The sequence below is a fragment of the Acinetobacter sp. AS23 genome (assembly GCF_023612055.1).
Taxonomy (GTDB): domain Bacteria; phylum Pseudomonadota; class Gammaproteobacteria; order Pseudomonadales; family Moraxellaceae; genus Acinetobacter; species Acinetobacter oleivorans.
Genome location: NZ_CP082274.1, coordinates 2,858,617 through 2,883,412, shown reverse-complemented (window position 1 = coordinate 2,883,412; position 24,796 = coordinate 2,858,617). Strand labels below are relative to the sequence as shown.

At 39.0% G+C, this 24,796-nt stretch carries 20 protein-coding genes and 2 tRNA genes; 8 read left to right on the top strand and 14 right to left on the bottom strand.

The window, feature by feature from the left end; genetic code table 11:
- Window positions 1–114: 114 nt before the first annotated feature.
- Window positions 115–702, top strand: a complete 588-nt coding sequence (locus K6I41_RS13565; RefSeq protein ID WP_250374567.1) for a DUF2726 domain-containing protein — start codon at window positions 115–117, stop codon at window positions 700–702.
- Window positions 703–786: 84 nt separating this feature from the next.
- On the opposite strand, the gene K6I41_RS13560 is transcribed toward K6I41_RS13565, so the two are convergent.
- The 3 genes from K6I41_RS13560 to pyrC form a co-directional block, all read right to left on the bottom strand.
- Window positions 787–862, bottom strand: a tRNA-Glu gene (locus K6I41_RS13560).
- An 18-nt stretch (window positions 863–880) separates the two neighbouring features.
- The gene (gene rnt / locus K6I41_RS13555) at window positions 881–1,543 is read right to left on the bottom strand and encodes a ribonuclease T (RefSeq protein WP_002117536.1); all 663 of its coding nucleotides are present in this window, start codon (window positions 1,541–1,543) and stop codon (window positions 881–883) included.
- Window positions 1,528–2,562 (bottom strand): dihydroorotase, encoded by a 1,035-nt coding sequence (gene pyrC, locus K6I41_RS13550; protein WP_004793881.1) that lies wholly within the window; start codon window positions 2,560–2,562, stop codon window positions 1,528–1,530. Before pyrC ends, rnt begins: the two co-directional genes overlap by 16 nt.
- A 149-nt stretch (window positions 2,563–2,711) precedes the next feature.
- Between pyrC and K6I41_RS13545 the strand changes: the two genes are divergently transcribed.
- A complete protein-coding gene (locus K6I41_RS13545; protein ID WP_005303451.1) occupies window positions 2,712–3,974 on the top strand; it encodes a GGDEF domain-containing protein in 1,263 nt (420 codons plus the stop codon).
- A gap of 62 nt (window positions 3,975–4,036) precedes the next feature.
- Here K6I41_RS13545 and argG read toward each other — a convergent pair whose 3' ends face one another.
- Complete coding sequence (argG, locus tag K6I41_RS13540; RefSeq protein ID WP_009390370.1) at window positions 4,037–5,395, bottom strand: argininosuccinate synthase; 1,359 nt, start codon at window positions 5,393–5,395, stop codon at window positions 4,037–4,039.
- 263 nt (window positions 5,396–5,658) lie between these two features.
- On the opposite strand from argG, the gene K6I41_RS13535 reads away from it, so the two are divergent.
- The 4 genes from K6I41_RS13535 to K6I41_RS13520 all read left to right on the top strand — a co-directional run bounded on the left by K6I41_RS13535 (window position 5,659) and on the right by K6I41_RS13520 (window position 10,555).
- The gene (locus K6I41_RS13535; protein ID WP_192837108.1) at window positions 5,659–7,689 is read left to right on the top strand and encodes an NADPH-dependent 2,4-dienoyl-CoA reductase; all 2,031 of its coding nucleotides are present in this window, start codon (window positions 5,659–5,661) and stop codon (window positions 7,687–7,689) included.
- 85 nt (window positions 7,690–7,774) lie between these two features.
- Window positions 7,775–7,864 (top strand) — tRNA-Ser (locus K6I41_RS13530).
- Window positions 7,865–8,105: 241 nt separating this feature from the next.
- Window positions 8,106–8,450 carry a DUF3969 family protein gene (locus K6I41_RS13525; protein WP_250374566.1) on the top strand — a complete coding sequence of 115 codons (345 nt, stop codon included), beginning with the start codon at window positions 8,106–8,108 and terminating at the stop codon, window positions 8,448–8,450.
- Between the two features lie 356 nt (window positions 8,451–8,806).
- Window positions 8,807–10,555, top strand: coding sequence for an FAD-dependent oxidoreductase (locus K6I41_RS13520; RefSeq protein ID WP_250374565.1), 1,749 nt, complete (start codon window positions 8,807–8,809; stop codon window positions 10,553–10,555).
- 181 nt (window positions 10,556–10,736) lie between these two features.
- Here the strand turns inward: K6I41_RS13520 and K6I41_RS13515 are convergent, their stop codons facing one another.
- The 4 genes from K6I41_RS13515 to K6I41_RS13500 all read right to left on the bottom strand — a co-directional run bounded on the left by K6I41_RS13515 (window position 10,737) and on the right by K6I41_RS13500 (window position 15,002).
- Window positions 10,737–11,138 carry a hypothetical protein gene (locus K6I41_RS13515; RefSeq protein ID WP_250374564.1) on the bottom strand — a complete coding sequence of 134 codons (402 nt, stop codon included), beginning with the start codon at window positions 11,136–11,138 and terminating at the stop codon, window positions 10,737–10,739.
- On the bottom strand, window positions 11,125–11,538 hold the full coding sequence (locus K6I41_RS13510; protein WP_227556341.1) for a hypothetical protein: 414 nt from the start codon (window positions 11,536–11,538) through the stop codon (window positions 11,125–11,127). The genes K6I41_RS13515 and K6I41_RS13510 overlap by 14 nt, the downstream gene beginning before the upstream one ends.
- A 113-nt stretch (window positions 11,539–11,651) precedes the next feature.
- Complete coding sequence (locus tag K6I41_RS13505; protein ID WP_250374563.1) at window positions 11,652–13,901, bottom strand: TonB-dependent siderophore receptor; 2,250 nt, start codon at window positions 13,899–13,901, stop codon at window positions 11,652–11,654.
- 249 nt (window positions 13,902–14,150) lie between these two features.
- Complete coding sequence (locus K6I41_RS13500) at window positions 14,151–15,002, bottom strand: AraC family transcriptional regulator (RefSeq protein ID WP_250374562.1); 852 nt, start codon at window positions 15,000–15,002, stop codon at window positions 14,151–14,153.
- 440 nt (window positions 15,003–15,442) lie between these two features.
- On the opposite strand from K6I41_RS13500, the gene K6I41_RS13495 reads away from it, so the two are divergent.
- Complete coding sequence (locus K6I41_RS13495) at window positions 15,443–15,763, top strand: hypothetical protein (protein WP_151768599.1); 321 nt, start codon at window positions 15,443–15,445, stop codon at window positions 15,761–15,763.
- 154 nt (window positions 15,764–15,917) lie between these two features.
- Here K6I41_RS13495 and K6I41_RS13490 read toward each other — a convergent pair whose 3' ends face one another.
- Window positions 15,918–17,009 (bottom strand): M48 family metallopeptidase, encoded by a 1,092-nt coding sequence (locus tag K6I41_RS13490; protein ID WP_250374561.1) that lies wholly within the window; start codon window positions 17,007–17,009, stop codon window positions 15,918–15,920.
- Between the two features lie 20 nt (window positions 17,010–17,029).
- Complete coding sequence (locus K6I41_RS13485) at window positions 17,030–18,118, bottom strand: YjgN family protein (protein WP_250374560.1); 1,089 nt, start codon at window positions 18,116–18,118, stop codon at window positions 17,030–17,032.
- Between the two features lie 915 nt (window positions 18,119–19,033).
- Here K6I41_RS13485 and K6I41_RS13480 point away from each other — a divergent pair.
- Window positions 19,034–19,588, top strand: coding sequence for a TetR/AcrR family transcriptional regulator (locus tag K6I41_RS13480; protein ID WP_199942488.1), 555 nt, complete (start codon window positions 19,034–19,036; stop codon window positions 19,586–19,588).
- Between the two features lie 94 nt (window positions 19,589–19,682).
- Here K6I41_RS13480 and K6I41_RS13475 read toward each other — a convergent pair whose 3' ends face one another.
- From K6I41_RS13475 to K6I41_RS13460, 4 genes are all read right to left on the bottom strand, one after another.
- Complete coding sequence (locus K6I41_RS13475) at window positions 19,683–20,042, bottom strand: C1 domain-containing protein (RefSeq protein ID WP_005303542.1); 360 nt, start codon at window positions 20,040–20,042, stop codon at window positions 19,683–19,685.
- A gap of 378 nt (window positions 20,043–20,420) precedes the next feature.
- On the bottom strand, window positions 20,421–21,779 hold the full coding sequence (locus K6I41_RS13470; RefSeq protein ID WP_250374559.1) for an amino acid permease: 1,359 nt from the start codon (window positions 21,777–21,779) through the stop codon (window positions 20,421–20,423).
- Between the two features lie 148 nt (window positions 21,780–21,927).
- On the bottom strand, window positions 21,928–23,373 hold the full coding sequence (locus K6I41_RS13465) for an NAD(P)/FAD-dependent oxidoreductase (protein WP_250374558.1): 1,446 nt from the start codon (window positions 23,371–23,373) through the stop codon (window positions 21,928–21,930).
- 18 nt (window positions 23,374–23,391) lie between these two features.
- On the bottom strand, window positions 23,392–24,723 hold the full coding sequence (locus K6I41_RS13460; protein ID WP_250374557.1) for an APC family permease: 1,332 nt from the start codon (window positions 24,721–24,723) through the stop codon (window positions 23,392–23,394).
- Between the last annotated feature and the right edge of the window lie 73 nt (window positions 24,724–24,796).

Sequence of the window (24,796 nt, the reverse complement as noted above, 5' to 3'; positions counted from 1 at the left end):
GCTACATGTATAAACAATAGCTTTAAAAATCAAGAAAATATTTCATAGCTAACCGTTTTAAATTGTATTTTTTAGAGATCAGTTGGTTTTTTATTTTTATTAAGGGGAAGTCTAATGTCTATGCTTATCGGCATGGTTTTGTTGACCATAATTATATTGGCAATTTTAAGGGTTTTAAAGAAAGGGGAAAGCAAAGACAGGAATGGAAAACGCAGCCCAATTAAGGGAAAGCGTATCATTACTATGAATGAGCAACCGACTTTTATAAAGCTAAGAGAAGCTTTGCCTGAACATATTATTTTGGCACAAGTTGCTTTTAGTGCTTTTATGACAGCACAAGGGTATACGACACGTAATTTGTTTAATCGTAAAGTTGCTGATTTTGTTGTGTTAGATAGGGCATTTAATATTGTTGCTATTGTTGAGTTAGATGATTCTAGCCATAAGGGGAAAGAAAAAATTGATGCAGAACGAGATGCTTTAATTCGGGAAGCAGGTTTTAGAGTTGTACGTTATAAAAGAACACCAGAGCTTGCTCAAATACATGCTGATTTTAATGTTTCAAAAATTTCGTTAGACCAAGTTTCAATAGAGGCAGATTTAACAAAAACAAAGTTAGTTGCTGATGCAATAATTATTGAGAAAGATGAGCCAAATGTACAACCCACTCAACATTTTGATGAAGTAAAGTTGAAGTCTTGATTTTGAAAATAAAAAATTTATCTCATGGATGAAATTTGAAGTGAGATAAATAATTTAAAGAAATGATTCTTTATAGAAAGAATATGGCGTCCCTACGGGGATTCGAACCCCGGTTACCGCCGTGAAAGGGCGATGTCCTAGGCCTCTAGACGATAGGGACGTTGAGGATGGCGGTATCTTAAGAAGCCGCCACCAAACTGTCAAGTAGGTAAGGAGATAGTTTGTTCAAAATATAGCAAAACAGTTCAGCAGTCTTCTGAGTATCGTATAAAGCAGAGTGTGCTTCTTTACCATCGAACTCAATTCCAGCTTGAATACATGCTTTAGCAAGGACGGTTTGTCCAAACATTACAGCACTTAAAGTAACTGTATCCATGACTGAAAAACTATGAAAAGGGTTCTGGTTTTTTGTGCTTGTACGTGCAATTGCAGCTTGAACAAAACCAAGATCAAAATGAGCGTTATGACCGACCAATACTGCATGCGTACAGTGTTGCTGTTTGCGAACTTCATTGACTGATTTAAAAATACGGCGTAATGCAGTCCGTTCATCTTCAGCCATTGCTATACGCATTGGATTGAATGGATCAATACCAATAAAGTCTAGCGAACGACGGTCGAGGTTAGCCCCTTCAAATGGGTTAATGTGCGCATGAAATGCTGGACCAGGGACAAATTGTCCCTGAGCATCATACACAATTGGAATGCACGCAATTTCTAGCAATGCATCTGTCTGGGCATTAAAACCTGCCGTTTCAACGTCAACAACAACAGGTAAGAAGCCACGAAAACGTTGGCCAATGACCGGGACAGAGGTTTCTTGTGTCACACTTTTCTCCATTGCAGCGTTTTCCCGGCATGCAGCGGGATAATTTTTTGATCATCTAAATAATCAAAAGATTCTGGGACAAGGTTATCTTCTTTTACCAAAGTAATGGTAGAAGTATTACGTGGTAGACCGTAGAAGTCTGCGCCAAAATGGCTAGCAAAACCTTCTAAACGCTCTAATTTACCCACTTGGTCAAATGCTTGGGCATAAAGCTCAATTGCATTAGGTGCACTATAACAGCCCGCACAGCCACACGCATTTTCTTTTGCATTTTGTGAGTGAGGAGCGCTATCTGTACCCAAGAAAAATTTAGGGTTACCACTCGTTGCAACTTCAAGCAAAGTTGTTTGATGTGTTTGGCGCTTTAAAATTGGCAAACAGTAAAAATGCGGTTTAATGCCACCAACCAACATATCATTACGGTTAAATAATAAATGCTGAGGAGTGATTGTTGCCGCAACATTACGGTCATGCTCTAAAACAAAATGAGCCGCATCGCTTGTTGTAATGTGCTCAAGTACCACTTTAAGTTTTGGAAACTGTTTTAAGAGTGGGTTGAGTACTTCGTCAAGGAAACGCTTTTCACGGTCAAAAATATCGACATGGTTATGAGTTACTTCACCATGAAGTAATAACGGAACTTGATGTTCTTCTAATTGTTCAATAACTGCATAAACCTTACGGATATCACTCACACCATTATCAGAATTGGTGGTTGCGCCCGCTGGGTAAAGTTTAATTGCATTTACATGTCCAGATTCTTTAATTTTACGAACTTCATCTGGTGAGGTGAAGTCAGTAAAATAAAGCACCATACGCGGGTCAAAATTGAGACCTTCTGGAACATGAGCAAGAATACGTTCACGGTAAGCCAGTGCTTCTTCCACAGTTTTTACAGGTGGAACAAGGTTTGGCATACAGATCGCACGAGCAAACTGTTTAGCCAAATCAGGTACAGTACGTTTTAATGCTAAACCATCACGTAAATGTGCATGCCAGTCATCTGGCTGGAGCAGGGTAATAGAGTCCAAGGCAGTTCAAACTTCGAAATAAAACAAATGATAATCGATAAAGTGTGAAAATGGTAACGAGAATTACGGACAAATGGCAAAATAAAGCGCAAGAGGCCTCAAAAAATAATGTTATATTTTGTTAATGTGTAAGAGGTAGGAATCAGGTAGTGGTAAATAGGGGAAATGTACAGGAATTACTCAAAGCAAAAGAAGAAATAGAATATCTGGTAACTTTACATACCCATCGTTATGCCAATACACCTTTGCCTCATCAATTAGAAAAAAAGTTCTGGTGCTTAAATCTTGAACGAACTAAACAAAATATCTCCAAATTTTTAGCAAGTGGCGTTCTCACCTATCTCATTTTTATTTTATTAGCGCTCCCTACAGACTACTTAGTGATTGGCGTACCTTACATTACTTGGGACTTTATTTACTGCTTACTGAGTGCAATTAATATTGCTTGTGCGCTGCTGCTATTTTGGGTTTTTGCCAAGTTTAAAAAACTCACTGAATATTTTTACATCGCTGCGTGCGGGATTGTATTTTTTACCATTATTTTCAATGCAATGTTGCTGCTTAGTGTAGGAAATATCGCTCTTAAAAATCAGTCGATGTTGCTACTTTCTTTTTTATATATGCTCGGCTTTATTTTAAGCGGTATAAAGCCTCTACATATGCTTTATGTGGGTTTAACAGCAGCAATTTTTGTTTTTTCTTCATTGATTTTATTGCAAGCGAATTGTGACTATATTGCTTTGGGGCGAGCACTGTTTGGTAGCTGTATTCTAGGTTTTTCAATTAGTACGATGCTTACGTCTAGGGAAAGAAGTCTTTTTTTAAATAATCAGCTTGCTGAGCTTAACGAAAAGATTTTGCGTATTGAGGCATCTGAATTGCTTCATTTAAGTCAGCAAGATGCACTCACTAAAATTTCTAATCGACGTACTTTTGATGAGATGTTCGACTTTTTTTACTATCGGGCAAAACAAGAACAACGTCCATTGGCCGTTTTATTTATTGATATCGATTTTTTTAAAAACTATAACGATTTTTATGGACATCAGATGGGGGACAAAGTCATCTCGTCTATTGCCTCTGCAATTAAAAATTCGATTCGTCATGTTGATTTTGTAGCCCGATATGGCGGAGAAGAGTTTGTGGTTCTTTTACCAAAAACACCTGCTCAAGGTGCATATGCTGTGGCTGCCAATATTTATAAAGCGATTGAACGTCAAGCGATACCCCATGCGGCATCTTTGGTCTCTACGCATGTAACAATTAGTTTGGGTTTTACTGTTTACACAGAGGGTTTAAAAGTTACTCAGGAAAATCTAATTCATGCTGCCGATCAAGCTTTATATCGGGCTAAGCAGCTTGGGCGTAACCAGATTTATTATCAGCCTTTACAAGTCGCCGAGATTGCCTGAACTAATTTTAAAAATAAAAAGGCCACCTTAAATAGGTGGCCTTTTTTGACGTTATAAGAAAATTATTTTTTCTTACTGTCTAATTGAGGAATAGCAGAACCTTGACCGATTGAAAGTAAACCAGCATCTGTATAGATACCAAGTTTTGCACGTGTATCGGTAATGTCGAGGTTACGCATAGTCAACTGACCAATACGGTCCATAGGCGAGAACATTGAATCGCCTTTTTCCATTGTTAAACGTTCAGCTTCGTACGTTAAGTTTGGAGATTCAGTGTTCATGATGGTGTAATCATTACCACGACGAAGTTCAAGTGTAACTTCACCTGTAACAGCTTTAGCAACCCAACGCTGAGCCGTTTCACGCAACATAAGCGCTTGAGAGTCGAACCAACGACCTTGGTAAAGTAAACGACCTAAACGTAAACCGTTAATACGGTATTGTTCGATTGTATCTTCGTTATGAATACCAGTAACCAAACGCTCGTAAGCAATATGAAGAAGAGCCATACCCGGTGCTTCATAAATACCACGAGATTTCGCTTCGATAATACGGTTTTCGATTTGGTCAGACATACCTAAACCATGACGACCACCAATACGGTTTGCTTCAAGAATAAGCTCAACTGGATTGTTAAAAGTTTGACCGTTTAACGCAACAGGTACACCTTCTTCAAAACGTACAGTTACTTCTTCTGGTTTGATTTCAACTTCTTCTTTCCAGAAAGCAACGCCCATAATTGGGTCAACGATTTTGATACCAGCATTTAAGTATTCAAGATCTTTTGCTTCGTGAGTTGCACCCAACATGTTTGAGTCAGTTGAGTACGCTTTTTCTTTTGACATTTTGTAGTCAAAACCGTTGTCGATCAGGAACTGTGACATTTCTGCACGGCCACCGAGTTCATCGATGAAGTTTTGATCTAACCAAGGCTTATAAATTTTAAGATTCGGGTTGGTCAACAAACCATAACGATAGAAACGTTCAATATCGTTACCTTTGTAAGTTGAACCGTCACCCCAGATGTTTACGTCATCTTCTTTCATTGCAGTAACTAACATTGTACCTGTTACTGCACGACCTAATGGAGTCGTATTGAAATAAGGAACACCACCTGTACTGATATGGAATGCACCACACTGAATTGCAGCAATACCTTCAAGTGCAAGTTGTAAGCGGCAGTCAATTAAGCGAGCTTTTACAGCGCCGTATTGTTCTGCTTTCTTTGGAATTGCATCGTAGTCATCTTCATCAGGCTGACCTAAGTTTGCAGTATATGCATAAGGCTCTGCGCCCTTTTGTTTCATCCATAATAAAGCAGCTGAAGTGTCTAGGCCTCCGGAGAAGGCAATCCCAACTTTTTTGCCTACTGGTACATGCTGCAAGATAGTTGCATTATCAGTCATTGCTAATCCTAACATTTATAAAAAAGACCCCGTTGAGGTGGTCTCGAGAATTCTGAATGGCGGCTATTGTAGCACTATTCATGGTGGTTTTTTTGGCAAAAAAAGCATTAATTCACTTGTTCTGATTGGTATTTATTATTTGGAGAAAATAAGGGATTGTCTTCTTTATATATAGATTGACCATAATCTCGAATAAAAAATAATTCTGGGTCATCCAAAATTATCAAAAAAGTATTAAAGTACTATGCAACAAGTTGCAAAAACTATTGGGACGCAGCATGACAAGTTACGCCAATTTATTAAAACCATTACATTTAGGCTTTACCACCATTAAAAACCGTGTGGTGATGGGATCCATGCATACGGGACTTGAAGACCGTTTTTTTAACTACCCAAAACTGGCAGCTTATTTTGAAGAGCGTGCAAAAGGCGGGGTTGGCCTGATTGTGACAGGTGGTATTTCTCCGAACCGTCAGGGATGGTTGGCACCTGCGGGTGGAACCATGAACAGTCTCTTTGATGTTCCTCAGCACCGTTTGGTAACCCATGCTGTTCATAAACATGGCTCTAAAATCTTAATGCAGATTTTGCACGCTGGCCGATATGGTTACCAACCATTTGTTGTGTCTTCAACAGCAATTAAATCTCCAATTTCACCATTTAAACCGCGTCAGCTTTCTGAAAAAAATATTCTCAGCACAATAGAAGATTACGCACAGTGCGCTGACATTGCCAAAAAAGCAGGCTATGACGGTGTCGAAATTATGGGCTCGGAAGGTTATTTAATTAACCAGTTTTTAAGTAGCCACGTAAACCAGCGTACTGACCGTTGGGGCGGTGAAATTGAAAACCGTATGCGCTTTCCAGTTGAGATTGTTAAAGCGATTCGCGCCAAAGTTGGTGAGAAATTTATTATTTGTTTCCGCTTGTCTTTACTCGACCTTGTGCATGACGGTAACACCATGCAAGAAGTAGTTACTGTTGCAAAAGCTTTAGAAAAAGCGGGTGTAACTTTATTAAATACTGGCATTGGTTGGCATGAAGCTCGTGTTCCGACCATTGTAACGTCAGTGCCTCGTGCAGCTTTTGTCGATTACACGGCGCATGTAAAACAGCATATTTCAATTCCGATTATTGCATCAAACCGTATTAACATGCCTGAAACTGCCGAAGAGATTTTGGCAACTGGCAAAGCAGATATGGTTCAAATGGCTCGCCCTTTATTGGCCGATGCATTTTGGGTCAATAAAACTGCGACTAACCGCGTTGATGAAATTAATACCTGTATTGCTTGTAACCAAGCCTGTTTAGACCATGCTTTTAAAAATAAGCGTGTGTCTTGTTTAGTGAACCCACGTGCAGGCCATGAAACAGAACTGGTTTATTTAAAAACTAAGCAGCCTAAACGTATTGCCGTTGTAGGCGGTGGTGTAGCAGGTATGTCCGCGGCAACTGTTGCGGCAAGCCGTGGCCATGCAGTGACACTATTTGAAGCAACTTCAGATGTAGGTGGACAATTTAACTTTGCCAAAGTTGTACCAGGTAAAGAAGAATTCCACGAAACGATTCGCTACTTTAAAGTCCAGCTTGAAAAAACAGGGGTGGATGTACGTTTAAATACTCGCGTGAATCGTGAGCAGCTTGAGCGCGAAGGTTTTGATGAAGTGATTGTTGCAACTGGTGTAATCCCTCGTGCATTAAAAATTGAAGGAAGCAATGCACCACAAGTTCTTTCTTATGCTCAAGTTTTAAAAGGTGCAGAAGTTGGGCAAAAAGTAGCAGTGATTGGTGCAGGCGGTATTGGTTTTGATGTATCTGAGTTTTTACTTAAACCTCCACATCAACCACAGCCTCAACCTTTAGCAGAGTGGCAACGTGAATGGGGGGTAGACCCAGATCCGAACTATGTTTCTGAAGGTGGTATGCAGCCACCAATGGTTGAACCAGCAATCCGCGAGATTTATTTACTACAACGTAAAACAACACCTCTCGGTATTGGCCTAGGCAAGACTTCAGGTTGGGTACACCGTGCACAGCTTAAAAAGCATGGCGTGCGTATGTTACGTGGTGTGCAATATAAAGCTGTCACTGATGAAGGGCTTTGGATTGAGCACAATGGTCAAGACCAGCTTTTACGTGTAGACACGGTTGTAGTGTGTGCGGGTCAAGAGTCGGTAAAAGACTTGATGCCAAAAGAAGGTGAGTCGACTATAGCGAACTACCATATTATTGGTGGAGCAAAGCTCGCAGCAGAGCTAGATGCGAAGCGTGCGATCAAAGAAGGAGCAGAATTAGCTGCTCGATTGTAAAATTGATGAAACAATATGCACTTGAACACAAAGCGATGATATTTTTCTTGAATAAAATGAATAAGCTTTGTATTCTTACGCACATGGAAGCGTGGCAGAGCGGTTTAATGCACCGGTCTTGAAAACCGACGAGGGTGTGAGTCCTCCGTGAGTTCGAATCTCACCGCTTCCGCCAAATTCGAAAAGCCCCTGTTAATAGCAGGGGCTTTTTTTTATTTCTATGGCATAAATTGATTGAGTTGCGTCAGCATCTAGTCTGGAGGTTGAAGGTTACTATACTTATTTTGTAGGATTTAAAGTGGTTCTAAATAGAAAAATTTAATAGAGTTACTTAGATATAAAATGAACATATCGATTATTACTAAAGCTAGTTTAATAAGATTTTTCGATTAATATAAGAATAGTTGGAGAGAAAAATGAGTAGATCTGGAAAAACTGATTTGGAAAAGTTAATTTTATTAATTAATCTAGGTGTTTTGTACTCTTTAAAAAATAATTATATAGATATAAATGAAGCTGAATATTTTTTGTATACACCATATATGCTTAGACTTTTGAAAGAAAATAATTGCTCTATTGACTTAATTAATATAATTCATAAAGGGACCGAACTAGAAGATCTTGGGGAATTAAAGATTGATTTTAAAAGTGAAGTAGAAAAAATGTTTAAGGAATGCGAGGATATGATCAAGAATTTTCCTGAAACTAGTTTTGAATTTGAAAAATGGTATGATCAAAATTTATTTAACAAATATAATTGAGATATATTTAATATAAAAAATATTGCTGACACCTTATTAGATCTTGATACTATAGAAAGTAGTTTAGGAGCTTTGAAAATTTACGAATAATTTTAGAGTTTAAAGAATTATCAAAATTTATAAATAGCTGTTATTGGATAGAGATTGTATTTATGATTATTTTGTAAATAGGGGGTTGTAGGAATAATTTATATTTAAAAATTAGGGCGAAATTTTATTTTACGCTTAATGTTGTGAGTACTTTATTAATAACTGAGCTTGTTTTTAGAAGCAATATTATATTCAAAATGGTTATTTGCTTTAAATGTATGTAGTAACTATTTAGCTGTCAAAAATATGTAAGTAATAGGATAAAAATGTTAGAAACTGATGTTTTAATTGTTGGAAGTGGTCCAGCAGGTTCTTCTGCTGCACTTATGTTAAGTAGTTATGGAATTAGAAATATCATAATAACTAAATATAGATGGCTGGCAAACAGTCCTCGTGCTCATTATATCAGTCAAAGAACTATGGAAATTGTTCGAGACTTGGGGATCTCAGATGAAGTAATCGCAAAAGCAGCACCAAAAGAAGTCATGGGAGATGTTGTTTATTGCACATCTTTAACGGGTGATGAAATTGGACGCTTTCCTTATGGAATGAATCATCCAGAAAGAATGTCAGAATATGCTAAAGCGAGCCCCTGTGAACAGTGCGATCTTCCTCAACACCTATTTGAACCTATTTTACTTTCAAATGCAGCATCGCGAGGGAGTCATCCAAGATTTGATACGGAATATTTATCTCATGTACAAGATGAGAACGGCGTAACAGTCACTGTTTTAGATAGATTAACTAAACAAACATATTTAATCCGATGTAAGTATTTAATTGGAGCTGATGGTGCAAGCAGCCAAGTCGTAAAAGATTTAGATTTACCTATGGCAGGTAAAATGGGGAAAAGTGGCAGTATCAGCATTATTTTTAAAGCCGATTTAACAAAATACGTTTCACATCGACCTGGTTACCTCTGGTGGATTATACAACCTGGAGCAAACATTGGCGGGATTGGCCTAGGGTTGTTGCGTATGGTCAGACCTTGGAATGAATGGCAGATTGTTTGGGGGTATGACATTGAAAAAGAAGAACCCTCTCTTACCGATGATGAGGCGATTGCGATTTGCAAACAGCTTATTGGTGATAACGACATTGAAATAAACATAAGTAGTAAGTCGTTATGGACAGTAAATGAAATGTATGCAGAACAATATTCGAAAGGTCGAGTTTTCTGTATTGGCGATGCTGTCCATCGTCATCCACCTTCGAATGGATTAGGTTCAAACTCATCTATACAAGACGCTTATAATTTATGTTGGAAATTAGCATTTGTATTAAATGGCAAAGCGGGTAGTGGTTTATTAGACAGTTTTAATGATGAAAGAGCACCTGTTGGAGAGCGAATTGTTAAACGAGCAAATCAAAGTGTTAGAGAGTTCTCTACAATCTTTTCTGCTTTAGAGTTAGATGGAAAGTACAGTACAGAGACGATGCAAGGAAGTATAAATGCCTTAAGCGAAGGTAATGAAAAAGGTGCTGTTAAACGCCGTGATTTAAGATCTGCAATTGAATATAAAGCTTATGAATTTGCTGCCTTAGGCGTAGAAACTAACGTACGGTATTATTCATCTGCAATTATTGGAGCAGAGTTTGCTATTGAAAATAAAATAGATTCTAGTAGAGATGAAGATCTTCACTATTACCCTTTATTTACCCCAGGTCATAAACTTCCTCATGTATGGCTAGTCAAAAGTCATAAAAAAATATCAACCTTAGACTTAATCGGAAATGGAAAGTTTACGCTTTTCTGTTGGCTACAAGGTGACAAATGGAAGTGTGCTGTAGACAAACTTAATAACCAACTCAACTTGGATATTAAAGTTATACAGGTAGGTCCAAAAAGAGACGTTGAAGACTCTTATGGAGAACTTTCTCGCTCTTGGGGCAATGATGAAAATGCTTGCATCATGATCAGACCAGATGGTTATATTGCTTGGCAAAGCAACAAAATTGAATCGGCCGACAATCAATTGCACAAAGCCATGTCATCAATACTTCATTTGAATTAGGATTTCACTGCTTCACCAAATTCGAAAAGCCTCTGTTAAATGTAGGGGCTTTTCGCTTATTTGGGCTAGCAACAATATGGATGGTTTTTTCACTATACCTTGAAATGCGAATGCAAAAGTTCGCTGTGACAAAGTAAAGCGAGCTGAGTTTTATGAAAAAATTACATAGTTGAGTGTGCCATTAATGGGATGACTTCTCCACTTCAGACAACAGTTCTCTTGCCATCTCTATTGCTTGCTTGTGCGAAGAGGCAAGAAGTAAGGGATAACCCCAGAACTTTGCAAAAACGGTCGAAAAAGCTTTGTATCCAAAACGTTTTGTTGAATTAGGTTCAATCAAGATCATTGCTAAAACAAGCCTTCGCAATTCAAGTTTGTGCTTTTTCATCCACAGGGCAGTAAGTTTCTTCTCTTCTGGAGAGTGCTCATGGTCGTTGGTTGGCACGGTATCACTCAAGAGTATGAACGGTTTATCACGCTTTAAATTGGCTTCAAATTCATCGAAGTCTTTTTGGTGATCATGTCCAGGTTCTTGTGAAAGATTCATCCAAACCAAAGGGAAGTCAGAGCTATTCATTGACATGGTTATCTCCTTTATTTTTGATATTTCGCCAAGTGGCTGAAATTGCGAATAGACCAGATAACGTAACGAAGAGTATTGCTGTAAAGGCTATGTGCCAACCGTCACGTAATCCGTCTGCGATTCCTCCTAAAGTGGTCAGAACAACAAGCAGGCTGCCGAGAATTAGAACAATCCATTGTGCTGTTCGTGTTCCGATTAGTGCGAGAAGTACTGTTATGATCCAAGAGCCATAGAATGCGGAAAACATCCACAGTACATTGGTCTCAAATGTAATTACCGGTGTTGCTCCATGAATTTTCACAAAGTCATTTATGTAAAAGAACAACTGGAACGTGACAAAAAATACAGCCCCAACGGTTGTCGTTAACCAGTAGAGAGTGATCTTATTTGCGTTATTCATGGGTAAGCCTTTGGGTGGGGTAGAAGTAGGAAGTGACATAAAAATTTCTCAAGAATCAATTGTTGGATATTCATAGAAACCGAAGTTGGGTGAGGTATTTGTTCACTAGAAAATTAATACTTGTAATTCAAAGTGACCATCACGTTGCGCGGTGCACCATAGCTCACTGTGTCGAAATCACCCTTTTGTAGAGCGTATTTTTTGTCGAACACATTGTTGAGGTTAATGGTCACGTCGGCCTGCTTCGTGATGGAGTAACGTCCCATCAATGATGCCAAGGCATAAGAACGTTGCTCTCCACCGAGCGAACTGGTGCCAGTATTGGGTGCCTTGTAGAAACTGCTTTGCCATTTAACGCCGCCTCCCAATGTCAACTTGCTCAACTCTCCCGATAATTGGTAGGTGGTAAAAAGTTGAGCTGTGGTGCGTGGTATTTGCGAGTTCAAACGGATACCAGTGCCATCTTTCGCTGTAAAGTGGGCGATACCTGCGTAGATATTCCAGTTTCGCGCTAATTCTCCCTGCAAATCTAATTCGACTCCGCGTGATTTCGTCCCATCCGTGTTTTTATAGGCTTGAGCACCACTTGGTGTATAGGTTCCTGCAACCATCTGTGCCGCGTTATCAAGTTCGGTTTCGAACAAGGCCACTGATGCATTCAAACGTTTGTCGAAGTATTCGCTTTTCAGACCGATTTCTTTGGTTTTCCCTTTGGACGGCGTGAGTACGTTGCCATTGTTGTCCCGATAGTCAGTTTGCGGGTTGAAGATCCCTGTGTAGCTGATGTAGGTTGAATAGGTTTTGTTGATGTCGTAGATCAAGCCAGCATATGGGCTAAATTCACCATTCTTTTTGTAATGCAATGAAGCACCGTTGACGCTGTCATTAATTTCGTAGTTGCTAAAGCGACCACCGATGATGAGTTTTAGAGGTTCGGTCAGCGAAAATCGGGCAGCGCTATAAACACCGCTCTGTTTGATTTGGGTGTGGGTCGGTATCCATGTCATGGCTTGGAAGTCGGGGCGGGGAAAGACTGAACTCAAGTCATAGACATTGATGGGTGCAATACCAGCATAGAACGGTGCGATATCCGCTTGAGTCGAGGTGTGGCGCGAACTTGTCGCTCCAACCACAAGGTCATGTTGGCGACCCAGCAACTTGAATGGGCCACTTGCCATCACGTCGAAGCTGTTCTGACGACTTTGCCCTTGAGATGCCAGTGCTGCCGGATAAGCCCCATAGGGATAAGTGCCTAATCCAGTGTTGTGATCAGGTTGGCCGATTAGACCGAGCAGCTCTGCGTCGTAGTTTGTGCGGTATTGATTGGCAATTGCCTGAAGTTTCCAGCCGTTGTCGAAGTGGTGTTCAATCTCGGCAAATGCTGTTTTAAGTGTATTATCCCAATGGCTCCAGTCTTGCGCATAGTTTTGGGAACGCGAATATTCTGCTTGTGTGCCGTCGCTGAACCAAAGCGGCAAGCCTCCCCAGGTTGAGCCTTTGGGCTTGATGTTTTGGTAATCATAGCCTAGGCTTACCGTTGTATCTGGAGTTAAATCCGTTTCGATAATGCCATAGATGCCTTGCTTATCTGGTTTGTAGCCGTCGATGTAAGAGTGTCCATCCTGATATGTACCCACCATGCGTGCGCGGATGCTACCATCCTTGTTTAGTGGTGTTGAGATGTCACCCATACCCCTGTAAGTATCCCAACTCCCAGCACCAAGCAAGGCAGCTACCGAAAAGTCACGAGTTGGTCGTTTTCGAATCAGATTAATGGCAGCCGACGGATTGCCAGTACCAGTGAGTAAGCCTGAGGCACCACGTACGATTTCGACACGGTCATAGAATGCGGTATCAAGGGAGCTGATGCCACTCCCGTTGATGGAGTTACCAATGATCGTGGGGATGTTGTCATACTGAATGTTGTTGATTAAAAAACCACGAGAATAGAAGCTTGTTCGTTCACTGTCTGATTGATAGGGTGTAATACCAGCTGTATTTTCTAGTACACTTTGCACCGAATTCAGTTGCTGGTCATCCATGCGTTGACGAGTAATCACCGTGGTTGACTGTGGTGTTTCTCGTAGGGATAGAGGTAAATGTACCGCTGCTGTCGTCTCGCTTGTTGTATAGGAGCCTGTACCCTCGGTCTTTGCCACATTCACTTGAGCTGTTACAGCAATGGTCGGTAAAGTCATTGTATCTAGAGAACTTTTTCCCTCAGTTTTGTTTTGTATTTGAGCGGGTTCATTGGCAAATACTCCTTGTCCACTCATGAGAATAGCTACGGCAAATGCTGAACCGAGTGCGTGGCGTGAGGTATCTTTGATGGGGCTATCCAGCTCAGAATAGGCAGTATTCATACCGATTTTGCATTCGCTGTTTTCAGCCTCTTTGGAATAGCACATTAAATAATACTCATTATCATTTGTGTGCTTTATTTAACAATAGACTTATTCTTCTTGATGGCGAAATTGAGCCAAATTATTGTTTGATTAGGCCAATTATGATGAGCGGATGCTGCTATTGTTCTCGGACAAGTGTGTGTTTATGAGTGATTACACATGCAGGAAATATGTACCCTATGTCATTTCCAAGACAAGATGCTCTAATCAGATTGAGATTTCATCAGGAAGAATGGTGCTGGGCATTAGCGAAAACTCTTCACTACTCATGCGATCAGATAGGTAGCGGGCTGGAGGCTTGCCTACTGCTTTGCGGAACATGGTGATGAACCCACTGGCGTTTTCATATCCCAGCTCTAATGCCACAGTTTGCACACTTTCACCTTTGGTCATACGTTGAAGTGCAAGGATCACATGCAACTGCCGACGCCAGCGTCCGAAGCTCATTCCAGTTTCATTCAGGAAACGTCGACTCATACTTCGTTCACTCATCCCAATGTAGATGGCCCAATCCGCTTTTGTGGTTTTATCAGTCGGGTTTGCCAATAGCATTTTCGTGAGTTGGCGCAATCGCTGATCGCGTGGCATAGGCAAATGTAAGTCTTCTACTGGAGCTGCCACTAACTCGTCGAGCAATGTGGCAATTAGTCTTTCCTCTGGCCCGCCCAAAGCGTACAACTCAGGAAAGCCTACAGCTTTCAGCAGTAACTCACGTAGCAATGGCGATACCGAAATCGTACAACAAGTTGTTGGAAGCTCTGCTGCTGCATCAGGTTTGATGAATAAGCAATAACATTCGGTATTACCGACTCCTCTTGCGGAGTGTGGTAAGTCTCCAGGTATCCATATTGCACACTGTGGCGGTACGATCCAAATACCATTTTCGATTTCACAGTTAAGGATGCCGCGAACGGAGTAAATGAGTTGAGCCTTGTGATGTTGATGTCTCGCATTTTCCCAGCCTTTGGTTACTGAGGTGGCGCTCAAAGCTACAACAGGTCGAGGTACGCTATCGACGTCTCTAGGCGGAACCAAATCAGTGAGGGTAATGTGTGACATGACGTATAAAACCTCGGACGGAAGATGAGGTATTGGCCTAATTGAAAAATATTATGATGAACTTAGGCAATGATGTCTAATGATTCGGTTAGAGTATGAATATATAAAGATATTAGATCTGGTTATTGGAAGTAATTCTCTTATTAACTTGACGAATTGTGTTGTTAAGTATTAATTAATGCTTGTGTAATAGCGGTTTAGCTAGAAAATCGGAGATTGGGAGTAGTGACGCTAAAATTGCATGCTAACTCAACTCTAAATAGGCTATTTATAAATGTTAAGAATGGCTTATTTTCTTGATTTCATTATCAGACTACTTTTTGGCGTAACTATCTTGCATAGTAAAATCGCCTGATATATACCAAATTTAAATTAAGAGATATGGATAATTCATGAATTTAATAAAACCTAGTAATAAGTTCTTTCTTGCAATTTTTCTTATGATGAATCTTTCAAACACATATGCAGCAAAAATACAGACTGTAGATGCTGAAGTACAGGAGAGTGCTGTAGTAGATGTAATGGAAGCTGCTGGAGCAGAAGTTGTAGGTGGGCAAGAGGATATGTGCCGTGCTGACGACGCGTGTGACGTTGCATCTGCTGTTTCTGAGGATGAAATGTACGGTGGCATTCAACAGGAATATGTCGTGAAAGGCTGTAAGGTAACAATCTACAACGATGGGCCTGTGAAAATGGTCAATGTAAAGACGGATCAACCATGTGATGCTCCACTTCCTAAAGACCATAAATTTTCTAGATAGACTCTGTGAGCCTATAAATTATTTTGAGTGCCTTTAAAAAGGTTTGAGTACTTAGCAACTCATATGGAAATTTGGATTGAGTTAAGCAGATTGAGATTTCAGCTTAACTTTATACTTCATCGTGTCTTGAGAATGAATCCTCACTTTCTACTATTTAATCTTTAGCATGTTGTTTTTTCTTAAAATCATGAACCATTCGAATACGCTCTTCAGTTGCAGGATGAGAAGATAAAGTATCAAGAACAGCTGTAGATAGTTTATTCGCTGAAGATTCTTCTTGAGAAGCTGGTGGGTTGGACTGATTTTTTTTATCGATACCTTCTTCTGTTGTATCGCTTAAACGTTGTAAGAAATTTGCGAAGTGCGAGACTTCTATATGCTTCCTATCCATCAGCTGTAAAGCATATAGATCGGCTTCTGACTCAAATTTACGTGAATAATTTGCACCAATCATAGCGGCAGGTAATGAGGTAAATAAGTCTGAATTATCTCCTGTCATTGCAATGTATAATATACTTAGGCCTAAACTAGTTAACCCTTGTTGCAAACTATGGCGATAAACCAAATGGCCTTGTTCATGGGCTAATACGCCTAAGACTTCCTGATTAGTATGTGCCATTTTGATTAGTTCATCTGTGATGATGATCGTATTATTAGGTAATGCTACAGCATTTGCCCCTAATTGATCGCCTTTACGGAAGACTAATTTGGCTGGTCTGTTTTCAGCAACAGTATTCAAATATTGTTTAGTAATTTGGTCTTTTTGAGTTTGTGCTAATTGGCTGGGTGCAGTCCAATTATTTAATACATAATTCTCGGCTTCATCACCTAGTTTCTTTAAAGTATTTTCAGGTAATTGAAAAGCAAGATAATGGGATGTGGCTGGAACACCCCATTTCACTAGACTGATCGCGAAAGTAATCACAAAAATTACACTAAAAAGAATAAGACTCGGAGAGCGTTCAAGTTTCCAGATCGAATGTTGAACCTTTTTAGTTGTGTAATTAAACCATTCTGGTAATGCACTATGAAATTCAATCCGTGCATCATCAGATAATTCAATCACTGGGTGTAACTGTCCCAGCGCACCAATCAATTTCATATCAGTATATTGATAATGACGTTGTTGTTCTAATTGCTCACCATACCGAATCAGAACTTCAGATTTAGATTGAGCTGAAATCTGAGCACGGTGAGGTTTAGACACTATGCCATCATAGAAAATGATATCTACTGCTTGGGACATAAATTATTAAACTCAGATTATTATAAAGAGATGTCGATATCAAAAATATCACTGATTTCTTCAGCTAAAGCACTTTGTTCTTGCTGAGCGAGATTCATCATTTGATCTGGATCATCTAATAAAATTAAACTCATCGATTCAATCTGATATTTGTGAATACGAACTGCAGCCCAAGCAGACATTAAACCTATGGTTAAGATTTTTACAATCCAGTTTGAAGCTACAATCCATGCAAAACGCCATTGATTACAGTCTGTTTTAAATTGACTGTTTCCAACTGTAGTATTGTTCCATGTCGTAATAAAAATACGTGCAGCAATTAATGGATAAATAAATAATCCAATAAATGCATAGACCATAACTATTCCGAAGACTACAACGTTCGGTGAGAAGCCAGCAATTGTTCCTGCCATGGCAAAGTAAATGATTGAAAAAATAGCAATTATACCAATTGCAATAAAAACTGGTATATAAACTGCAGCCATATATGCAGACCATTTTGCGTTTAATTTAAAATTTAATTGTCCAGCATATAAGTTGTTTAGATAATATTTTTTATATAGCCAAATAGCTACAGGTGTAAAAATTCCTAATGTGAAAATATATACCAATATACTCAAAAGAAAGACTTTATAAGATTCTTTTATGGTTCCACCAAAATAAAAACGTGCGTTGCCGAACTTACTATTTCTTGCAGTAAAACGCAAAGTAGCGCGAATTAGCCAAGGTATTGCTGTATATAATGCAACTAGCCCAACCACAGTCGCAATTATTGAATACTGTGATGAAATTGCAAATACTGCGTAAATTCCTAATGCAATTAAACGTCCAATCAAAATCTTGGTTGGAATGCCTGTAAAATCAAAGCGACGTTCAAAAAATTCTGTATTGCCATAGAAATAGCGTAAGCGACGAACTTTAGCCCACGGTGCATATAAGCTTAAAGTAATAATAGTTAAAAGAATATTAACGATCCAGATTCCAAAATATTCTGAGGCTTTACCATGAAACTTAAAATGATAAATTCCTGCTTGAGAAATTGGTGGTGACGTAATATTTTGATCCTCATTCAAATCTTGAGGAGATGAGGGTAAAGCTTGTTCTTGCATTTTATTCTCTTTATTGAAACTAAATGATCTTGATTGAAAGTAATAGATAATTAGAAAGCTATTGAGAATATTATATATTTTTTATAAATGGAAAGAAATAGAATGAAAAGCAAACAACTATTTTTACCATTATATTCTTATTGAATTGTTCGGAGCAGAAAGCAGATCGAGAGAAGTATAAATAATAGGTTTAAAGGCATATTGGTGAATTATTGCGATTTCTAACTGAAAAATTTTCTACATCATTCATTTCATCACTTACCATATTTATATTCTAATCTTACCTGTCGAAACTAATATCTCTATATAAATTTCAATTTCGTTATAAATCCCAAATTAACAATAAATTTTAATTATTTATCCTTACTTTTTAATGGTCTATTTTAAAGCAAATGTCGTTTTGTGTGCTTGACTGCAATAGGGTAGAGCACTATCCTTTGCCTGCTGGCCACATTGCCAGTCGGTTGTCGCAGACCGTCTCATAGAAGCATTAAAGGTTTTATACTTTTAGTGTGTACACCCTCGCGCCCCCTCTACGGTGGAACGGGAGGGGGACACCCTCGGGTGTGCTGGATCTATGACCAGTCTGCGAACCCCCTTTCGTTCTGCCACCATAATTTTAATGTTTTGGCAGAACTCCCAATAAAAAGGAGTTGGCTTTGCACATTTATCATTTCTTGGCAGCCTTTGCCAAAAGCTATAACGATACAACTTAAACTTTTAAAGCAGTTTGAAAGTCACTAGGCTTTTCGGACTTTAACTCTTTATCACTTAAAACTTAATCAACAATAAAACTTGAGATGTGCCAAGCACAGTCTTTATGGGCTTTGCTATGCCTTATATTTGCTTAAAAAGAGTTAAGGTATTTTTATCTCATTTATATACAACAAGAATTTATTTTATAACGGTAAAACTATGCCACATTCAGATCTCCCATCTCGTGCTTTAAGTGTGCTTCATACTTCCCGATATCTGTTTAACAACTATGGCTTTCACAATGTCGGGGTCGACCGAATTGTTGAGTCGGCGAAAATCCCAAAAGCGACTTTTTATAATTACTTTCACTCAAAAGAAAGGTTAATTCAAATGAGTTTAACCTTTCAAAAAGATGGTCTAAAACAAGAAGTGCTTTCAATCATTCATGATCAAAAAGAATTAACCCTAGTTGAAAAACTGCGTAAGCTTTACTTTTTACATGCCGATTTAGATGGACTTTATCATTTGCCTTTTAAAGCTATTTTTGAAATTTCAAAAACGCATCCCAAGGCATATCAGGTGGTCATTGAATATCGAAACTGGTTTATTAATGAAATCTATAATTTGCTTTTAACCACCAACACAAATGCTTCAAAACAAGATGCTCACATGTTTTTGTTTGTGATTGATGGAGCAATGGTTCAGCTTTTAGATCCAAACAAGCCAGATGAAAGAGAGAAGTTGTTAGATTATTTTTTTATTACTTTAGGATAAATTCGAGGAAAACATAGGTAAGGAAAGATACTAATAATTGCTTACTTTCCTTACTTTGAAAGTAAATTAAACCTGAGCTTAATTTAAATAAACATTACTTCTTTTGCTTAAAGCGGTATTTACACTTTAGACAGCGATAATCTTGAAAAATATTTTTATCGATCATCACGCCTGCTTTTTTACCAAAAATATTGCCAACCACACCGCCAGTAATACCTGCGCTAATTGCACCGACAAAAGTTCCTACAGTTCCGCCAACAATCACACCTAAAGGGCCAGCAATCGTACCAATCGCTGCACCAACAGAAGCTCCAGTTGCAGCACCACCTACTGTGCCTGCTGTTGTACCAGCAGCTGTCAGTAAAACACCGCCAGTTGTTCTAAGTAATTTGTCATGGTCACGTGCTTCAATTTCTGTAGAACCACACTTAGGACATTGCAGAGCTTTTTCCATAAAATTTCCTGTCTTTCATCATTGAGTGACACAGTTGACGGCGCTAAATCAGTAAAGTGGGTAAAGAACCTGTCTTTCGATGAAGTGTCTTTTTCCTATTGAGTGATCGTAACGATAACTGGTCTGCTTTGATTTTAGCTGAACATTGACACAAATATTTATAGATCATGTAAACACTTGTACTTTAATAATTATCTCATTAAATACCAATGTTTAGAATGACTAAGGCTTACATATCAATGTGTCTAGTAAAGAACAATTCAATAATGATGAATAAAATGTGAATGGTTTTTTGAGTAGATTTTTTGAAGTTATTGAAGAGGACAAGCTATTTAATGATAAAAGGCTTATTCTGTTTGAATAAGCCTTTTTTGAAGATTAGAGTGATTTTTTCCAACTCAAAAATTTATATAATCCAAACATGAATGTAATCCAGATTGGAATTAAAATTACCGATTTTTCAAAGCTTTGAGTCCACATGATGTATAGAATCATGCCTATAAAAATCAAAACGATATAGTTGCTTAACGGTGAAAATAGCGCAGGGAATTTAACAACTTTACCTTCAAGTTTCATGGCACGTTTAAACTTCAAATGGGTAAAGCTAATAATTGCCCAGTTTAAAACCAGTGCAGCCACAGCCATGTACATGAGATAGCTTAAAGCTTCTTCTGGGATAAAATAGTTCAGTAATACACAACCAAAAATTAGAATAGAAGAGAAAATAACAGCAGGTGTTGGAACCCCTTGTTTGCTCACTTTTGTAAAAATTTTGGATGCGTGGCCTTGTACTGCTAGGCCATACAACATGCGACTATTTGCGTACATACCGCTGTTATAGACTGACAGTGCAGCGGTCAAAATAATAAAGTTAAGTAAATGTGCTGCCCAACCAATCCCGAGCTGGCTAAAAATCATTACAAATGGGCTTTTATCTAAACCACCAAGGTCAAGCTGATTCCAAGGAATGAGCGACATGATGATAGCAAGCGAAGCTACATAGAAAACTAAGATTCGAAAGATGACTTGGTTAATGGCTTGTGGAATGCTTTTTTCAGGATTTTCGGCTTCAGCAGCAGTCATCCCGATCAGTTCAATACCGCCAAAAGCAAACATTAAGAAGGCGAGCATATAAAATAGGCCCGAGAACCCCTGCGGGAAAAATCCGCCATGCTGCCATAAGTTTGAGAAGCTAGCGATAGAGTCACTACCTGCGGTGACCAATAAATATAAGCCAAACACGATCATTGCAATGACCGCCGCGACTTTAATAATGGCTAACCAAAACTCAGATTCACCATAAAATTTAACATTGCCTAAGTTCAAACACGTGACCAAAACAAAGAAAAATAAGGCTGATATCCAAGCAGGAATATGAGGCCACCAGTAATGCACATATTTAGCAACTGCTGTCAGCTCGGTCATTGCGACCAAAATATAGACCACCCAATAGTTCCAGCCCGATAAAAAACCGGGGAATCTTCCCCAATATTTTTGTGCAAAGTAACTAAAGGAACCGACCACAGGTTCTTCTACGATCATTTCACCCATTTGGCGCATGATTAAAAATGCGACCAAACCGACAATGGCATAACCTAAAATAATAGAAGGACCAGCAGACTGGATGACTTGTGCAGAGCCTAAAAATAAACCTGTCCCGACAGCACCACCCATAGCGATTAGCTGGATGTGGCGATTTTTAAGTCCGCGTTTTAATTGGGAAGATGAGTTGCTCAAAATATATGCGCTGAATAAAAAAGCTGATGCTATTGTAATAGATTGGCTAGGGATCACCTAATTTGAAAAGGATTTTACTCAGTTAAATAAAAAAGGATCCGTACAAAGCTATACGAATCCTTTTTTAGAAAAATGACGTTTCTATAAATTAGAAAGACACCATTTTGCCGGGGTTAATCATTGCGCCGATGCCATACATACTTTTTGCGAGCGGGATGACAACGGGAGCAAGGGTACGACCAAACATAATATTTTGATGGTCAATTTTAGATAACATTTCAAAGTCGTTAGATTGCCCAACAAAGTCATTTGCAATCGCTTTACCAATGCGTACCGTCTGTGCAACGCCGTGACCACTCCAGCCGTGAACAGCATAAATCGGGAATTTATTGCCAAACTTACGGCTATCGACTGCACCATTTACGGTTAAATCAGTTGTTCCACTCCAGACAAAATCCATCTCTAGATTTTTAATTTGAGGGAAAACGGTATGAATTCGATGCTCTAGGTAATTTAACGTTTTCTCAGGTCCCCAACATGTTCCTGTACCTTGTCCACCAAACAATAAGCGGTTGTTAAACACGGGACGGTAGTAATCAATCTGGAACTGAGTGTCATAAACAGGATGCCCAAATGGCAGAAGCTCTTTTGTATCAAGTTCTAGTGGGGCAGTCGTCGCAACATAGGTGTAAAACGGAATAGTAGTATTGCTTTGCTCTGATAAAAGTTTAAACGAGGCATGGTGTACCGCTAACACCACAGACTTTTTAGCTTTTACGACAGCATTTGCTGTTTGAACATAAATACCATCTGCTTTTTCTTCTATTGAAATAACTTCTGTTTGTTCATAAACAGTACCGCCATTTTGGCAAAAGCCATAAATTAAGCCACGGTTTAAAGCTAAAGGATGAATCTGTCCACCTAACTCATCAATTAAACCACCTGTGTAATAATCAGACTTAATATAGTCCATGAGTTCGTGTTTACCTACAATGCGCGTATGGTCTTCACCTAAATATTTTCGAGCATCGGCGCCTTGGGTTAAGCCGACTAAATGTCCTTCATGAACGGCGGCGGTAATATGGCCGTATTTTCGGTCAAAGTTGAGCTGGTATTTTTCTGAGATATCATCAATAAGTTGCATGGCTTCTGTAGAAGTAAAATGCCAGAGCTTTTTGGCATCTTCATAGCTTAAGCGATCGGCCATTTCTTGGGCTTCCCAGCGAGCTAAACCGGGGGTAAGTTGTCCACCATTTCTGCCAGAAGCTGCACTACCAATCCGATTTTTTTCTAATAAGACCGTATCTACGCCTTGTTCAGCTAAATGTAATGCACTTGATGAACCTAATAAACCACCGCCAATAACCACCACGTCACATTCAATATCAGCTTGTAAACTGTCAAATGTATGCCAATCAGAAAGTGAGCTTTCATAGTAGTTGGCTGGATTATCTATCGTTACACCTTCTACATTTGTTGTGTCAAAATTTGCATGTTTTGGATTTAACCAGCTCCACTCTTTGCCCACTTGTAGAGATTTACTTGGTTTATATTGCACGTCTTTTAAAAGTTGAGGTTTAGAAATAATTTTCATGACGAAGTTCCTTAAAAATTAATAAGCATTACTAATCGCAATACTTTGTTTTTTAATCGTTTTATAGGTAAATAAAAGAATGCCTAACGATAACCAGAAACATCCGAAAGTGAGTGAAGATGAATCAAGGTTAAGCCATAGGCAAATAATGCTGATGACGGATAAAAGCGGTAAAAAGAGGTTTAGAAATTTATTTTTAAACCCTGAGCGCTGTTTATCTTTAATATAAAACTTCATAAAAACTGAGAAATTTACGGCTGTAAAAGCGACTAGCGCACCAAAGCTAATGAGGCTTACGACTTGTGCTAAATCTAGAAAAACCGCAGACATTGAAATAAGACCAACAAATAAAACCGAAAAAAATGGTGTACCTAAGGAGATGTGAATTGTCCCAAAATACTTTTTAGGAAAAATATTATCAGTGCCCATTATATACAGTAAACGCGAAGCGCTGGCATGTGAGGCAAGGCCAGAGGCGACAGTGTTCATAATTTGCCCGCATAAGAATACGGATTGGAAGAATGCACCACCCACGTAAAGTACAATTTCAGGAAGTGCTTCAGTAGGGTGCTGGAAGCGCATATTATTTGGAAAATAAAGCTGAATAAACCAAGCGGCTGTAAAGAAAATGAACCCACCAACTAGTGTTGTTAACATGACTGCTCGAGGAATATTTTTGGTGGGTTGTTTGGTTTCATTTGAGAGTGTGGTAACCGCATCAAAGCCCAAAAATGAAAAGCACAAAACTGAGGCACCTGCAACGAGCGGTAGTATAGATTGGTGCTCATGCCAGAGTGGAGCTAACGTAAGCACATGCTCATAACCTTGAGTCGAGCCAATACCCTGAATCACTAAATAAACAAAAATGACCATAAGTATGATGGGTGCAAATACAAACACGAGACTTAAATTAGCGAGTAACCGAATGCGGAAACAATTCACTAAAGTGACTAGGCCTGCCGATACCAACACCCAAAACCAATAAGGCAGACTTGGAATAAGGGCTGTGAGATAAATTGCAGCCAGCAAAACATTAATGAGGGGTAATAATAGATAGTCGAGTAGGGAACACCAACCGACAAAGAAACCGCTTTTAGGACCTAAACTTTCAGCGGTATAGCTATATGCCGAGCCTGATTTTTCTGAATTTTTGCTGAATCTTGCATAGCTCCAAGCGGTGAGTAGCATAGCACCAAGTGCGAGTAAATATGCGAGTGGTACGTGTCCATTGGTAATGCCTGAGACAATACCGAAAGTATCAAACACCGTCATGGGAGTCATGTAGGCAATACCAATAATTGTGACTTGCCAAAGAGACAGTTTTTTTAAGGAAGACGTTTTATTTTCCATGTCATTTCAACCTCAAATTTCGTTGTTTTGCTTTTCATCCGGAAAAGCGATGCTATTTTTGAGCCAAAACTTC

Excerpts from the sequence above, each read along its gene's own strand:
- K6I41_RS13525 (WP_250374566.1), top strand. The coding sequence starts at position 8,106 with ATGAGTAGATCTGGAAAAACTGATTTGGAAAAGTTAATTTTATTAATT.
- K6I41_RS13490 (WP_250374561.1), bottom strand. The coding sequence starts at position 17,009 with ATGTCCCAAGCAGTAGATATCATTTTCTATGATGGCATAGTGTCTAAA.
- rnt (WP_002117536.1), bottom strand. The coding sequence starts at position 1,543 with ATGGAGAAAAGTGTGACACAAGAAACCTCTGTCCCGGTCATTGGCCAA.
- K6I41_RS13520 (WP_250374565.1), top strand. The coding sequence starts at position 8,807 with ATGTTAGAAACTGATGTTTTAATTGTTGGAAGTGGTCCAGCAGGTTCT.
- K6I41_RS13510 (WP_227556341.1), bottom strand. The coding sequence starts at position 11,538 with ATGAATAACGCAAATAAGATCACTCTCTACTGGTTAACGACAACCGTT.
- K6I41_RS13565 (WP_250374567.1), top strand. The coding sequence starts at position 115 with ATGTCTATGCTTATCGGCATGGTTTTGTTGACCATAATTATATTGGCA.
- K6I41_RS13485 (WP_250374560.1), bottom strand. The coding sequence starts at position 18,118 with ATGCAAGAACAAGCTTTACCCTCATCTCCTCAAGATTTGAATGAGGAT.
- K6I41_RS13505 (WP_250374563.1), bottom strand. The coding sequence starts at position 13,901 with ATGAATACTGCCTATTCTGAGCTGGATAGCCCCATCAAAGATACCTCA.
- K6I41_RS13515 (WP_250374564.1), bottom strand. The coding sequence starts at position 11,138 with ATGTCAATGAATAGCTCTGACTTCCCTTTGGTTTGGATGAATCTTTCA.
- K6I41_RS13495 (WP_151768599.1), top strand. The coding sequence starts at position 15,443 with ATGATGAATCTTTCAAACACATATGCAGCAAAAATACAGACTGTAGAT.
- K6I41_RS13465 (WP_250374558.1), bottom strand. The coding sequence starts at position 23,373 with ATGAAAATTATTTCTAAACCTCAACTTTTAAAAGACGTGCAATATAAA.
- K6I41_RS13480 (WP_199942488.1), top strand. The coding sequence starts at position 19,034 with ATGCCACATTCAGATCTCCCATCTCGTGCTTTAAGTGTGCTTCATACT.
- K6I41_RS13535 (WP_192837108.1), top strand. The coding sequence starts at position 5,659 with ATGACAAGTTACGCCAATTTATTAAAACCATTACATTTAGGCTTTACC.
- K6I41_RS13500 (WP_250374562.1), bottom strand. The coding sequence starts at position 15,002 with ATGTCACACATTACCCTCACTGATTTGGTTCCGCCTAGAGACGTCGAT.
- argG (WP_009390370.1), bottom strand. The coding sequence starts at position 5,395 with ATGTTAGGATTAGCAATGACTGATAATGCAACTATCTTGCAGCATGTA.
- K6I41_RS13460 (WP_250374557.1), bottom strand. The coding sequence starts at position 24,723 with ATGGAAAATAAAACGTCTTCCTTAAAAAAACTGTCTCTTTGGCAAGTC.
- K6I41_RS13475 (WP_005303542.1), bottom strand. The coding sequence starts at position 20,042 with ATGGAAAAAGCTCTGCAATGTCCTAAGTGTGGTTCTACAGAAATTGAA.